The organism is Senegalia massiliensis (assembly GCF_009911265.1).
In the GTDB taxonomy this organism is placed as follows: Bacteria; Bacillota; Clostridia; order Tissierellales; family SIT17; genus Anaeromonas; species Anaeromonas massiliensis_A.
Genome location: NZ_QXXA01000013.1, coordinates 58,832 through 74,327 on the forward strand (window position 1 = coordinate 58,832; position 15,496 = coordinate 74,327).

At 27.0% G+C, this 15,496-nt stretch carries 12 protein-coding genes; all 12 read right to left on the reverse strand.

The window, feature by feature from the left end:
• Nucleotides 1-15: 15 nt before the first annotated feature.
• Nucleotides 16-942, reverse strand: coding sequence for a type II secretion system F family protein (locus D3Z33_RS12245; protein WP_160198057.1), 927 nt, complete (start codon nucleotides 940-942; stop codon nucleotides 16-18).
• A 14-nt stretch (nucleotides 943-956) separates the two neighbouring features.
• A complete protein-coding gene (locus D3Z33_RS12250) occupies nucleotides 957-2,264 on the reverse strand; it encodes an ATPase, T2SS/T4P/T4SS family (protein ID WP_160198058.1) in 1,308 nt (435 codons plus the stop codon).
• A 12-nt stretch (nucleotides 2,265-2,276) separates the two neighbouring features.
• Nucleotides 2,277-3,065 (reverse strand): AAA family ATPase, encoded by a 789-nt coding sequence (locus D3Z33_RS12255; RefSeq protein ID WP_160198059.1) that lies wholly within the window; start codon nucleotides 3,063-3,065, stop codon nucleotides 2,277-2,279.
• Nucleotides 3,058-3,906, reverse strand: coding sequence for an SAF domain-containing protein (locus D3Z33_RS12260; RefSeq protein ID WP_160198060.1), 849 nt, complete (start codon nucleotides 3,904-3,906; stop codon nucleotides 3,058-3,060). Before D3Z33_RS12260 ends, D3Z33_RS12255 begins: the two co-directional genes overlap by 8 nt.
• A gap of 121 nt (nucleotides 3,907-4,027) precedes the next feature.
• Nucleotides 4,028-5,668: a hypothetical protein gene (locus D3Z33_RS12265; protein ID WP_160198061.1), complete on the reverse strand. Its 1,641-nt coding sequence runs from the start codon at nucleotides 5,666-5,668 to the stop codon at nucleotides 4,028-4,030.
• Between the two features lie 12 nt (nucleotides 5,669-5,680).
• The gene (locus D3Z33_RS12270; protein ID WP_160198062.1) at nucleotides 5,681-6,361 is read right to left on the reverse strand and encodes a hypothetical protein; all 681 of its coding nucleotides are present in this window, start codon (nucleotides 6,359-6,361) and stop codon (nucleotides 5,681-5,683) included.
• 42 nt (nucleotides 6,362-6,403) lie between these two features.
• Nucleotides 6,404-6,838: a hypothetical protein gene (locus tag D3Z33_RS12275; protein ID WP_160198063.1), complete on the reverse strand. Its 435-nt coding sequence runs from the start codon at nucleotides 6,836-6,838 to the stop codon at nucleotides 6,404-6,406.
• A gap of 98 nt (nucleotides 6,839-6,936) precedes the next feature.
• Nucleotides 6,937-7,827 carry a hypothetical protein gene (locus tag D3Z33_RS12280; protein ID WP_160198064.1) on the reverse strand — a complete coding sequence of 297 codons (891 nt, stop codon included), beginning with the start codon at nucleotides 7,825-7,827 and terminating at the stop codon, nucleotides 6,937-6,939.
• A gap of 15 nt (nucleotides 7,828-7,842) precedes the next feature.
• Entirely contained in the window at nucleotides 7,843-8,790 is a 948-nt protein-coding gene (locus D3Z33_RS12285) for a hypothetical protein (RefSeq protein WP_160198065.1), read from the reverse strand.
• 11 nt (nucleotides 8,791-8,801) lie between these two features.
• On the reverse strand, nucleotides 8,802-10,607 hold the full coding sequence (locus D3Z33_RS12290) for a M23 family metallopeptidase (protein ID WP_160198066.1): 1,806 nt from the start codon (nucleotides 10,605-10,607) through the stop codon (nucleotides 8,802-8,804).
• A gap of 65 nt (nucleotides 10,608-10,672) precedes the next feature.
• The gene (locus D3Z33_RS12295; protein ID WP_160198067.1) at nucleotides 10,673-13,471 is read right to left on the reverse strand and encodes a hypothetical protein; all 2,799 of its coding nucleotides are present in this window, start codon (nucleotides 13,469-13,471) and stop codon (nucleotides 10,673-10,675) included.
• Complete coding sequence (locus D3Z33_RS12300; protein WP_160198068.1) at nucleotides 13,471-15,492, reverse strand: VirB4 family type IV secretion system protein; 2,022 nt, start codon at nucleotides 15,490-15,492, stop codon at nucleotides 13,471-13,473. Before D3Z33_RS12300 ends, D3Z33_RS12295 begins: the two co-directional genes overlap by 1 nt.
• Nucleotides 15,493-15,496: the final 4 nt, after the last annotated feature.

Consider the following 15,496-nt stretch of genomic DNA (forward strand, 5'->3'; position numbering starts at 1 on the left):
TTAATCCCCCCTCTTTTAAATCTTTTCTATCAATGTACTTGTGAAAATTCCTATTGCTACAGATATTACCCACATAGTTATTATTCCATTTCCTGCAGTAGTATATAAATATAGGAACTTAGCTATATCATTTATAAATATGTTAAATAAGAATACTCCTAATGTAGACAAAGTAAGTATTAAAAATGTTAACTTAGTAGAGGTTAACTCTGATTTACTTTCTTCCATATCATGAATATCATCATTAATTAAGTCATTTAAGAACAGTAATTCATCAGATATATCTCCAGAGCCTTCATAACTCATTACCAATAATTCTGCAAAAGCATATGCCCAAACATACTTTAAACTATCTGCAAATTCTCTAAAATATTTTTTATATTCATACTCACTTGATAATCTTCTTGCTAATCTTTCAAATACATAACTAATTTCATTAGGCATATCAATATAACATTCATTTAAAGTTGCTTTGATATTTTTATTAGTTAAATATATATCAGTAAATTTTTGTACTGCTATAGGAAATTGTCTATGTATTTTTTTTAATCTCAGATTAAGATATAAATTAAATGAATAATGAATAAAAAATATAAAAACCATACCTATTATTAATATAGATAACCACATATTCATTATTGTAAATAAAAATATAACTAATATAAGTGTTGCTAAAAATGAAATGGTAATAAAACCTTCGGCGATAATATTTACTTGGTCTCTTTTCATGTCACTAATAACTGATATTTTCATTGCATATTTTGATCTAAGATTATAAATATACTCATTTTTCTTGAATAATTTATCTGTTATAAAAGATATTCTTCTAAAATTAATTGTAAATTTCTTTTTTCTTGCTACTCTTAATTTTCTTTTTCTATGTCCCATTAATTCAATTATAAAAAGAATTATTGGGATAGATAGTGGTATTACATATAACATTTTATAACTCCCTTCTATTCATATTTAGCAGGGAAAACTTCGTTTATTTTACTTCTCTTAACACCATAATGATTTAATTTATCTTTTAATTTCTGTGATATAGTATTTTTCATTACATGTTGTCCTTGACTTTCTGGATTTTCTTCATCTATTTCAAATTCAAATAGTGGAACTGCATCATATTTCATATTTTGACTATCAACTACTATTTCATAAATTCCTGCACAAACTCTTCGTTTATTAGGCAATTTTCTAAATTGTATAACTATATCTAATGCTCTAGCAATTCTATATTTAACTTCCTGTAAACTTACGAGTTTACCACTCTCTAGCACCATATCTGCCATATCATCAATGGCTTCTAAAGGACCTATACTATGTGCTGTTCCAATACTACCACTATGTCCTCTAGTCATTGCTTTAATTAATTCATTTACCTCATAACTTCTTGTTTCTCCCACTAATATTACATCTACACTTTTTCTTAGCATTGTTGCAAAGAGTTCTCTTAATGGATAATTTTCTTGTTCTTCAAATTGCACCCAATGTCTATTTGGATATAATTTTTCTAAATGTAACTCAAATGTAGTCTCCAAAGTTCCTACAGTTAAATCTTTTTTCATAAATCCAAGCAACCATTTAGTTGCAGTTGTTTTTCCAGAACTCATTTCTCCTATAATCATTGTATTTGCTCTACCTTTAATTAAAGTATCTAAGACTTGTACCATTTCTTGTGTCACTGTTTCATTTTTAACCATATTTTCAGTAGTAGGTACAAAACTTTCAAATTTTCTTATATTTAAGTAAGGCATTTTTGCTACTGGAGGAATTTCTGCAGTAACTCTACTTCCATCAAGTCTTTTTGTTTCTACTTTACAATTCCCTTCACTTAAATCTTGTTTTTTATCAAATTCTAAACATCTTCTCATTATAGTTATAACTTCTTCATAATTATTAAATTTTTCTGGTACTTCTTCATCAATACCTTTTCTTTCTATAAGGATTTTTGTTCCATGTACTTTTATTTCATCTACATCATCTACATCATATTTATCTAAATGACCAAGTCCCCAATTTTTAGAATATATTTTATCGGTTAATTCTTTTAGAAAATTAACATCATTAAATCCTTCCTCTGTTAATTCTCTCCAAATATGTTGTTTTACGTATTCTTTAGCTTTTTTATCTCCTGCTGAACAATTTATTAACATTTGAGTATGTTTCTTTCGCATTTCTCTATTACTGTGTTGTAGAGTTATTCTTTCTTTAACTCTATTATTTAGCATAGCAAAATTTTCCTCTGTTAAGCTTTTCTTAAACATATTTACACCCCCTTAACTACTTAAAATAGATTTTAATTTTTTACCTACAAGTTGTACTTTATTATAATCTGGCTCTTTGCCTGTAATTTGAATTAATAACTTATCTAGTATTTTACTTGTATTATTATTTATTTTTTTATTATAGCCATTTAGAAAATCAATAATTTTATTATCAAAATATATCTTATATATTTTTTTACTTCCTATATCTTTCTTTACTTCTTTTATGTCTAAATTAGCATCTTCACTTAATCTGTTATAAATAAAAAAGCTTTTCTCCATTATTTCATTTATTTTCTTCTTATTATCATTATCTAAAGATTTGTATTGTTTTAGATAATTAGCGTAATCATATTTATTTTGGTGAGATATAAATAACCCATGATCAATATAATTACTTAAATTTAAGACTTCTTCATGGTGTATACCTGCTTTGTTATCTACAACTATATAGTCATAATCATCTCTAACTATTTCAATTAACTTTATTAACTCATCAGAGGATAAAGTATTATTTACTTTCATTTTACTTCCACAAAGAATATCTAAGTTATTTTCTATATTAGTAATAATAGATTTTGTTGTAGACTTATCTAAATTATCTCCTCTAAAAAAAGGCTTTAAGTCGTCTATATTGTATTGTGGCTCTATCATTAGATAATTTTCTAAATCATTAAACTTATAATTATTATCTATTACTAGCACCTTACCATCATATGTTAATTCTAGTGATAATAAAGCAGCTATAGTTGACCTTCCTACACCATTTCTTAAACTTAAAACAGAAATAACTTTACTCATTACTTTCAACCTCCTTGTTTTTCTTATCTTCTTCAGTAACTTTTTCAATAGCATTTTCATCAGTGTTATCATTTTCATTAATCAATATTTCACTTGCTTTTTCTGTTATATTTTTATCAGCTTCTTCTGAACTTAGTCTTTTTTCAAGTATTTTATATTCTAAATTTTCACCATAAACGCTAATTTTAGAAATGTAACTTCCTTCTACTAAACTTAAATACTCTTTTATTTCTTCTTCACTTAATAAAACAGTAAGGTAAATTGCAACTCCATTTTCCTCACCAGTTGTTTTATCCCTATCACTACTATTCGTATAGTTTTCTGTCTTAGATTCATACACCTTTAATTTTTCAAATAATTTTTCCACTTCTACACTATTTTTATCAGCTAATCCCTCTTTAGTAGGCTTTAGCCAAATATCTATGTAATCTCCTTCCTGAATATCTAATGCTTTATCTTCATCCATTACTGTTATCATAAATTTGTTCTTGTCTAAATCTATATCGTTCATATAAGGCTCATTTTCTATTAATCTATCCCTATGAACTATCTCATTTCTATAAAGTGGAGTAATTGTTCTTCTTCCAATTATAAGGTCAATATCTCCTGTTACACCCTCAAACATTTTTTGCTTGTTAACATCTCCTCTAAATCTTTCTTCTACTTTAACCATATCTTTTTCTATAATAGTATTTTCTGGTATATCTTCCACCGCTACAACAACGCTTTCTTTTTCAATATCTACTCTTTCATATGTTTTCATTTCTTGAAAGTAGTAAATAATTCCAACTATTATTATTATAAATATAGCTACAACTACCTTGATACTAGGTTTTTTCATTGAAAATCCTCCTATATGCAAATTAAAACACATCCGTTTTTGTTTTAATTTAAAATTATAATATAATATTAACACAATAGATATGTTTTGTAAATCAAAAATAAAAAATTAATATAATTTGTTATTTTACAAATGGAATTAACTTTTTTATGTTGAATTTCTTCTTACTTTCGCTTATATGATGAATCTCATTACAAATAACTTTTATCTGTTCTACAATTTTAGAATCTATTTTTACTTCGTTATCCATGATTAGATAGCTGTTCAATAATTTAATATAATTATCAACTTCAAAATCCACTTTAAATATATTCGCATTTATAGATAGTTTGTTGTTACTATCATCATTTTCTAAATCTAATATTGGATCAGTTAATGTTGCTAGAATATCTTTCTCATTAACTTTACTGTTTATATATTTGTTTACAATTAATTTGATTTTCTTTTCATTTACTCCACTTTTAACTAGGGTTTTTATATAATCTTTTGTTTCTATCATATTTATTACATTTAAATCATTAACTACATATAAGTCTGAAACTCCATATTTTAACCATTGATAGTTACTTTTAAAGTTTAAATCTATCAGTATAACATCATTATCATATCTTATAGTCTCAATTGCATTATAAAAGTCAAATTTATACTGCTCTTTTTTACTATTTCCTACCATAGTATATAAATTATAATTTTCATCAATTTTTATACTATGGTTTTCTCCTTCTTCTAAAAATCTTAATGAGTTCTTTTGATAGTCAGTTATACTTTCATCTCCCCAACACTTTATATAAAATAAAGTTTGATTATTAGTTATATCTAATACAGATACCTTTTTTCCTTCTTTAGCTAATGTCTTAGCGATTAAATCTATTATAGTAGTTGTTCCTACTTTTCTATTTCCTACAAATCCCACTATCTTTTTATAGTCTTTTGGCAAATCACGTATATATTCTTTTTCTATTTTAGTTATTGTTTTTGTAACTGTATTAGTCTTAACTTTGTTTTTTTCACCATCTTTAGTTGAAAAGAAAGTTTTTATATTTCTATTTGTATTACTTTTTTTATTTTCATCATCTTCTTTTTCATATTCACCATTCAGAATTTTGTATCTTTTATAGTGCATATGGAAATATTCATTGTCACTATTAAGTAACTTCTCCATTATTTCTTTAGGTAACTTAGTAAGTAAATATAAATTTTGCTGATCATTATATTGGTCTTGTATTTCAACATAGGAATTTAAAAACACTTCTTCTGAAGTATTTAAATCATTAGTTAAATTAATTATTATAGTTTGTAGTTCTCTATCCTTTACTATATTAGCATTCTCACTATCTAAGATTTCAACTTCTGTTATATCCATATATATCTTTGCATCTTTTTTACTTCTGTTTTTTTCAATTAATTCAACTATATTTCTAAGCGTTAAATCACTTTTATACAAAACATTATAAATACCTAAATTAAACACATATTTAATATAATCATCATTCTTATGTGCATCATTAACTATGTATATTATCTTTAAGTCCTTATAAACATCTGTTAACTCATCTAAATCACTTTTTGGAATACTATTATCCTCTAAATCTTCTTTAAGAATCAATATATTGTATTCATTTTTAAGTTCTTCCCATATACCACCAAAGTAGTATTCACTTTTATATTCAAATGTTTTTTCTGTCATTTCATAATATGCTTTTTTTATTTGTTCTTCTATATCATTATTCGCAGATTGATTTAATCCAAATAATATCTTCATTTAATAACACCTCTATATTATAAAATTAATTGCTACTGGTAGAGTTTGTAAAACAATAAATGTAATTATAGCAGTTTTCTTAAAATATGCACCTGTAGTTTTTCTGGGTACATCAGCATTTCCTTGATCTCCTAACAACTCATTTACAAATCCATATAAATATAATATAAGACATAAAGCTAAACTATTAGCCTGTAAAAAACTAATGAAAGATATAAGACTATTAGCCATTTTATCAGCAGTCAATATCTCATGCATAGGATTATTTTGAAAATATAATATTACTATAGGTATGTTCATTACTACTATAAATAAAATAGTAATAAAGAATGACATTAATATGTATTTTCGTCTTTTCTGTAAACTCTTTGCCCCTAAAAAGTTTATCATTATAACATTTGTTACAATAATGAACATATATACGAATACTGAATACTTCCTCATCCCTAATGCAATTTTCAAAAAGATTATAGTTAAGTTTCTTTTTATATCTGCAAAAGTAGTTTTTTTAGTTTCTTTTGAATTTGCTATCATATTATCTACTGTACTTTCAACTTCTTCTTCCTTACTTAACCCTGTATCATTTAACTTTTCTTTCAATAATTTATTTTGTTCATCTAATTTATTTTTTACACCTTTATCTTGCTCTGCATATACACTACTCGATAAAAGTATAATTACAAACATAATCATAAAAATTTTAAATAATTTATTATAATATTTCCTCATAATATTCTACCTTCCATAAACCATTATAGAGTCTATATTTATGTATTCTAATGGAGCTTGTATTAATTTACCTTTTTCATATTTAATAATTAGCATATCCGAATACCCTTTACAGCTACTCTCTCTAGCCCCTAAAAATATCCCTGATACAAATCCATATTTTTCAGAATTAAAACTTATTCTATCCCCTCTATTTAAAGTTATTCGTTCATCAATAGTAATAGATTCTTTTTCTAATTCCATTAATTCTGCTAATTTTTTATTAGTAACTTTTTCATTTGTAACTTCAATACTTTCATTATTTTCTTCTGATAATTTCTTTAATTCTTGCTTTTGTATAATCTTGTATTTATATTTCTTATAGTTCTTTATTATTATTTGATTTGTTATATATATTGCAGTAGTTATTCCTAAAGCTATAAAAATTACATTCGTTCCCATAAGAGTCCCCCTCGTTTATTTGTTTGTATATATATACATTTTACCACATTTAATAACATCTAACAATCGGTATATATTTTGTTTCTAATCTATATAGTTTATATTCTATTTTTAAGAAAGTTTAATTCTATTTTTTTACCATCTTTATTTTCTAACCAAATATTATCTATATCATTTTCTGTTTGAAACTTTATTAAATATTCTTCTTTTTCATCAGGATTAATCATATAATCCATGTCATAATACTCTATATTTTTATTTAGTAGCTTATGGCCAATTTTTCTACCCTCATATAATGAGTAGATACCTTCTTTTGTATTATTTATTATTAAACTTTCATCTTTATTGTTCATAATTTCTACTAGATAGGCAACTTTACCATCTACTTTATATTTTCTTTTAATCAGAAGTTCTATATTTTCATTTTCAACACTAGTATTCATTTCTGAAATATTCGTAATAATTTCATTTGCAAGAGTTATATTATTGTCTTTTCTAAATATAGTTAAGTTCTTATTTATAAAACCTTGCTTAGTTATTATATAATAATTAAATGAAATATCTCTATCTATACCATAAGTAGCTAAGTCACCCATTAAATACTTTTCTATCTTTCTTTTTGAGTACTCCAATTTAAATTCTTCTAGCGTATAATTAAAGTCTTCTCTATATTTTTCATCTAACATACTATAAGCCTTCTTATATTCTTTTCTATTTATGTAACTGTGAAATTCATTTAATATATAAGAAGATACTTTAACTACCCTTTCTTCTTCACTCTGTCCAAATAACTCCTCTGCTATTTTACTATCAACATCATTTTCTATTTCTTTGTTTTTATTTGTATATACTTTTTTTAGTTTTTCTTCTTCGTTTGCAATCTCTTTTATTCTTTTATTTTCTTTTTCTATACCAAATATAACTAATAAAAGTATTAAACTACAACATAATATTCCTGAAAGTATATATATGTATTTTTTTGAAGTCACATTTTCACCCTTTCTTTATTCTATAAAAATCAGATAGTATTTTTTATTTTTTACTTCTTCTACTATTATCTTTAATTCCATTTTAACCTTTTCTTCCTTAGATTTTACATATAGGTCAGTAACTATTATATTATCTGTTATTCTATTCCCATCTACTTCAATGGTTGCATTAATGACCTTATCAATAGGTGTCAACTTATTATAGAACTGTTCAAATTCGCTAAGTGATTTTATACCAAATATGTCAAATAAAATTCCTTCATTTTGCCTATAATAATTTTCTTTATTAATCTTATCTTTAGAGAAATCTTCCTTAATAGTATTTATCAAATCTATAGACATATTTAACTTCTTACTTACTTTATCAATATCATTGGAGTCTATTATAAAGTCCTTATTTAATTCACCTATTGTCTCATCATCAATTGCTTTAATTGGACTATTTACTTTTTTTATTTCTTCTTCTATCATGTCAATCTTTTTCATTTTATGTGGATATATAGTTTTATCTTTATATATAAATACTTCTATTTCAGTAGTATAAGAATGATCCATATCCTCTAAATTTATCAATAGAATTGTATTGTGATAATAGTTTTTATTTTCTTCAATATTAAGTATTGAATATGTTAACTCATATCCATCTGTAACACTAAATTCTTCTTTCATTTTTTCTATACTATATTTTTCACTTTTCTTTTTTTGGCTTATCATATCAAATGCTTTATTAAATTCCTTATTATTTAATTTTGTAAGAAATTCATAGAAAATTGCAGCATTAAAATCTTCTATTTCCTTCGGTATTTCTTTTTTATTAATATCTGTTGCTTTATTTGTAGTAGATATAGTCTTTTCTTCTTTACTAACTTTTTTATTATCTCTTATATCCGTTATAATTATATCTATAATTACTAATAAGAATATTATTAATAATACTGTTGATACGATTTTTTTCTTATTCATATTTAACTCCTTTATCGTATATATGGTAATGGATTAACTGGTTGTCCATTAATCCTTATCTCAAAATGAAGATGTGGACCAGTTGAGTTACCTGTAGTTCCACCTCTAGCAATAACTTGTCCCTGTTTAACTCTCTCTCCAACCTTAACAAGTAATTTACTATTATGAGCATATCTAGTAGTATATTTTCCATCATGTTTTAGATATATTACTAAACCATATCCTCCACCCCATCCTGATCTTGTAACAATTCCATCTTTAGCTGCTATTACTCTTTCTCCAACACGTTTTCCTGCATATGCTAAATCAACTCCGGTATGCAATCTTTGTGTTCCATATATAGGATGAGTCCTATATCCAAATGGAGAAGTTACTTTATTATAATCTGGGACAGGGAACATAAAACCTTTGCCTGAAGGATTCCCCTCAACAATTTCTCCACTTCCCCCTCCAATTACACTACCATTACCAGAGCCAGTAGATTGCTCAAAGTTTATATTTTTAAATTCTTCTATATCTGCTATTTCCATAGCTTTACTTAATTCGGTTACTATGCCACTAGAATTAGGTAAATTATTTATAATCTCCCTTAATAAGATAATATCAGTAGTAGCAAGTTTATTATCATCAAATGTACTCTTTATTCTTTCGAAATTTGGCTCTTCCAAAACTTCTGCTACTTTATCTTCAATAATTATTTCTTTAGTTTCTGTCCATTTTTTTAATTTTACTTCTTTTATTTCTCCTTCTACCCACTTCTTTTCATCTGGTAAGTCTACAGTTTTATAATATCCTTTTTCTTTTACGACAGTTACTGTTTTAGTTTCATATACAGGGTCTATCCATATTCGTTGCCATATACCAAATTCATTTGGAGCAAATATCCAATAACCATCTTTAACTTTAATCCTTCTTGTTTCTTTTCCGTATACAGGTTCAACATATACTTTTTCCGTACCACCTTTAACAGTTTCCCAATATCCTTCCTCTTGATATGTTCCTGTTTTAGTTTGTACTTTTGATTTTTTCCAATCTGTTTCATTTGTTTTTACATCATAATTGTAAGTAAAATTATAATTAGTAAATACCCCTTTAACATATTCTAAATGTGCTAATGGCATTTTTTCTGTTATTTTTTCTTTAGTTACTTTGAGTTCTACCTCACCTTTATCATTTAAAACTTCTTCATAATGTTTAATAGTAGTAATTGTATCTTTTGTATTTTTATTTGTTAAAAAACTAAACTTAGGTTTCAAATTTGATTCAATATCAGCTAAATATTTTTCATTCTTACCTTCCCATACATTATGATTTGGGTTTACAATTTCTAATCCTGCTATTAGTTTCCAATCAAGCTTGTATGGCTCAACAATGTCTTCTACATCAAGAGTTATCTTTTCTTTTTTAACATCCCTATTTCCATTTTTCTCAGTAATAATTGTTTTTGTTGCAGGAACATTCTTGGGAGTTGACCTAATCTCTATATCTGCATAATCTGGAATTAACTCTGGATTTAATGGTGATCCTCTATCCTGTAATGATTTAAGCTCATCTTCTGATAAGTTTTCTGCCCATATTTTAAAATTCTCTGTCTCTGTATTTTCACTGACACCACTTTGTTTGCTATCATTAAAGGCGTCACTTACCATAGTTGCCCCTCTTGTTATTGCTATAAAAGCTATACTTATAAGTATAATTGTTCCTAAAGAGGGTACTACAATACTTCCTAACCATAACTTTAACTTTTTCATAGCTAGACTTTTAGCCTTTCTTTTAGCCATTTCTACAACTATATTTTTATTTTCTTGCTCTTGCATTTGATGCCCCCCTTATCAAAAAGGAAAAAACTCTAGGTTTTGATATAGAGTTTTTTCGTTCTTAATTATTGTGAATCACTAACTGAATTTAATCTATTATAAGTGTTTGATAGATTGTTTATTGTTTGCTCATATTGTTGTTGTTGTCTTATGTTTTCTTCTATTTTAGTTTGTATTTCTCTTCTAATGTTTTCTTCATTATTTTGTCTTGGTATAGGTGCTGATTGATTTTTCATGTTTGATACATGTGATAAATGATAATCTTCAGCAGTCATTTTATGTGAACTCTTTATCATCATATTATTTAATCCATCTACCTGTACATTATAAACTTGACCATGCATTTCTTTTTGTATTTCTGTTTGTGGTATTGGTTGTGAGCCTATAAATTCTTGTGTTTCTCTATTGTAAAAATTATAATCTCCTGTATTTGAAGATTCTGTATCTACTGTTACCATTATTTGTGAATTAGGCTCAATATTTTCTTTTATTTCTGGACTTATAGCTTTATTAAAAGGTTTCATACTTGTAGGTGCAGGACTATGGAAACCTGTTCCCTCTATAGCATATTTCATTTGGTCTTGTAATACCTGTCCATTATCATATTTTATAGGAGATATTTCCATTTCTCCTTGACTTAATTTTGGATTACCCATAGTACTTGTTGCAACAACTTCACTACTCCCATTACTTCCACGTTTGAAATACGTTGTACCATTATTGCTTGTTAAAGAATAGCCTACTCCTTCCATTAGCTTAGATTCTACTCTATTATCTTCTGGTAAATTTATTTCTTCTATGTTTCTTTCATCCAAAACCAATCCATCTTCCAATGATTTGTTTTGCATAGATTGAACATCTCTAATTGGGTCAAAATAACTTGTTCTACCTTCTACAATACTTTTATCTTGGTCAGAATAGGTCATTGTATTAACGCCTAAGTTATTTCTAAGTTGATTTAATTCTTGTAATTCTGCTCCTTTTAAACCTGTTCCATTTCCATTATCATTAAACTCAACTTGTCTTGTATAAGGTTGTCTAGCAGTTGGGTCTCCGTTTCCAGTTCTTAATATTTTCTTACTGCCATCTTCATTTCTTCCATATAATACACTTTGATTTTTATCTACGTATAGCTCTGCACTCTGTAAGTTTTCTATCTCTTCATTTGAACTTTCATAAGGAGTATATTCAGCATATTTTTTATCAGCTAGATTATTTAGTCCAAATGCTCTGTATAAATTTTGTTGCCTTAATGCCTTTTTTTCATCTTCTTTAAATTGAGTACCTTGTAACACAGGAGAAGTCAATCCAAGTTTTTCATCTTGTTGTTTTTCAGACATACCTTCAAATTCTCTATCTTCCTTATAAGCTGCAACACCATTTGATACATTATGATATCCTTTACCTATACCACTACCTAAACTTGAGCCAATAGCAGTTGCTCCTGCACCAACCATTAAACCTTCTTGTACTCCAAACACTGATGCCCCTGCACCCATACTTAGACCTGCAGTAGAGCCTAAAGCTAAACTTGATACTCCTTGTCTATGTTGTTTCTTACCTTGATCTAACATATCATCAATTTTACCTTGTGTTACAATTTCTCCACGTTTATTTACAGCTTCTAGCATACCAGTTTTTTGATTCAATACACCTTTTTTGTTTAATAATTGCTGATTAGATTGAGCCTGTGATATCATACTGTTTCCTTCTCTAAGGTTAGTAGCACCATCTTTAATCCCTTTATAGCCCATTTGTCCTATCCTCATAGCACCATACATAGCACCTAAACCTGCAAATGATTTAGCACCTCCGATACTACCTTCAAGTCTCAACATCTTTTTAACTGTTGCAGTAAAAGGTATAACAAGACCAAATGAAATCATTATGAATAAAGCATCACTTAGCGGTACACTTTCTGCAACTGAGCCTACAATCGTCTTAGGTGCGACATTAACTGTTATTGCCATTACTGTTATCATCACAAAAGCATGAATAGCTTGTGTGAATATATTCGAACACATTTCTTTCCACCAAGATATTAAAGCTCCTTTTTCTAATGGATATGTAACTGCAATTATTGGAAATAACACAAATAAATAAGCAATAGCTATATCCCTTATAAAGTAATAAATAAGCATCCATATGTTTAAAAATACTGTCATAGCATATATAACAGATAGAGCAAATGTAGTTTTTTCGAATGCCAATGCTCTCATGAAACCAACTAATAAACCACCACTAAACTCTAAATCAGATCCTGTTATTTCTTGTAATAACATAAATAATCCTTTTACAAAAGCATTATTAAAAATAATTACCCAATCTAATAATTGTGGCATTGAAATAAGCCAAAACCAAGTTACAAATATTCTAGTTGCTTTATCTTTTAGGTGAGCTTTTCTTTGAGGACTATCTCCTGCTTTGTTTATTGCAACAGCCAGCCATAATAACATTGGAATAAAGAAAGCAGTAGCAATACTTTGTATCCATAGAAACAATTGCATTAAAACTTTCGCAATCTTAGGATTCAATCCTCCTCTAAGAATTAAATTTTCTCCGCCTTGGTTATAAACTATCTCATCTATAGTATTTACATCACTTACAGGATAAAATATAAAGTAAAATATATCTGTAAATGACCTAACAACTTCTGCAAATGCTATGTCAACTGCACCAACAGCTAAATCTTTCAATCCTCCACCTATAACACTAGTGAAATCTTTAATTCCATCCCCTACACTTTCAAAAAAACCTTTATCTTCATCGTCATCATTAGCTGCAATAACTGGTGAAAAAGAATTAAAGATAATGAAAAATATTATTAAAAAAGATATTATTCTTTTTCTATTATAAAAATTCATTATGCACCAACTCCTGTAGGTTTCTTTTTATTTTGATTTGTTTCTACAAAGTTAATCTCGAACTCTGGAATTTCAATATTTAATTTAACACTACTTTTTCCCGTTATAAATAAACCCTGTCCTACGCCACATGTACCTAAAAATTCTACTTCTCCTTGAGTCAATTTAAAAATATCTCCTATATTGTCAACACTTGTGGTATCTGGAGGCAAAAATAATTTAGTATCTGAGTTCCTGATAATTGGACTTGTTTCTTTTCCATAGAACTCATCAAATTGTTGTGATATAACTGTAAAGCTTGTATTTTTCTTTCTCGCTCTTCTAAAGCCTGTAATAAGGAAATCTAATGCATCTGGAAAATTTATCATTCTCCATGCTTCATCAATACCAACTCTAATTTTATGTCCTGAATTGTTTCTTTTAATCATATGTTCCCAAATGTAATCTGTTATTAAATGTTGTGCAATTGGTAGTTCTGTTTTTTCATTTAATCCACTAACATCAAAATTTATGAAAGGTATATCATAACTTAATTCCACTGTACTTTGACCATCAAAGGCAATAAAACTACCTTTCTTAATTCGGCAGAAATCCTGTAAAACCATAAGAAGATAATCATAGGCTGGTTTATAGGTAACTGTTTTATTTAGCTTAGCAAGTTTTTCTAACTGTAAATAGAAAGATGATAGTGTAGGCATTGTTTTTTTTGTTTTTCCTCCTACTATCCTTCCATTAACAACTTTTTGTTGCTTTATTTCATATAAACTTTCTGGGTCTGATGTGATTTCTAACCTCTCATATTCTGCTCTTACAGTATTCTTAATAATCATTCTTGTAATATCATTAAAATATTCTTTATTATCCATTTGCCCTTTTGCCATTGTCATTATCATAGCACTTACACTATTAATCTTTTCTGAAATAAGTAGTGTTTCATAATACTTTCCTGTTTTTTTATTTTTAACTATGTCAATTGTAATATCAAAAGGATTAAGTATTGTATCTGTATCAGGAGCTATTTTTATTATCTGACCTCCTAAAATTTCACAAATATCGTTGTACTCTGGCTCTATATCTATAAAAATATTTTGTATTTTATCTAATGTGTTACTTCTAGCAGATAACATTTTAATAAATGTAGATTTACCTCCACCAGATTTAGCGAAGATAACCATATTATAGTTTGCTAATGATTCATTGAAATTGTTCCAAAAAATTGGAAGGCCATTATCCATATTAAAACCTAAAGGAACTCCACCTTCGTGATTTATATTGCTACTTGTAAAAGGATATACACAAGCTAATGATCTCTTATCAAAAGTATGCCATTCTTTTACTCTATTGTTCATAATAGGCTTATTACTTCTAAAAGTATCTTCCTGTATATATGTAGCACTTTTTATACCTACATCAGATTGCCCCATTGTTTCTTTTAGTTGGTCAGAAGAATTATTTAAGTCTCTTAAATCCTCTTCATAGAGAGTAGAAATAATAGAAGCTTCATATAATTTATTAGTACCATCTCTTATTTCTGTTCTAAGTCTTTGTGCCTCTCTTGCCTTACTAGCCATATCATCACTTCTATTATTTCCTTCAGCAGTTAACAACTCTGCTTCAAGATTTGTTCTTGTCTTTGATAAATCAGATTTAGCTGTTTCGGAATCAATAGGATTAATATAAATAGAAGTATCAATATTTCCAAAGTTATATAATTGATGTAAAAACGATGCGAAATTTACTGTATTAGGAAGTAATCCCACATACATATTTTTAGCATAGTATTTATCACCAATAGTTCCATAAAAAGGACTTTCGCTGAAATTAATACTATCTGGTGCTATTAGATCTTTCAATTTCTTTCTGTTTTTATCAAATATAGTCTCTTTTGTATCACTATCTATTTTTTTATCTAATAAATCTTCAGTTTCTATTTTTTTCTTTTTATTTTTTTTATCTTTTTTTTCTTTTTTATCTTTGGTTTTTTCATCTTTAGTTTTTTTCTTGAAGATTTTTTTAAACATAAAA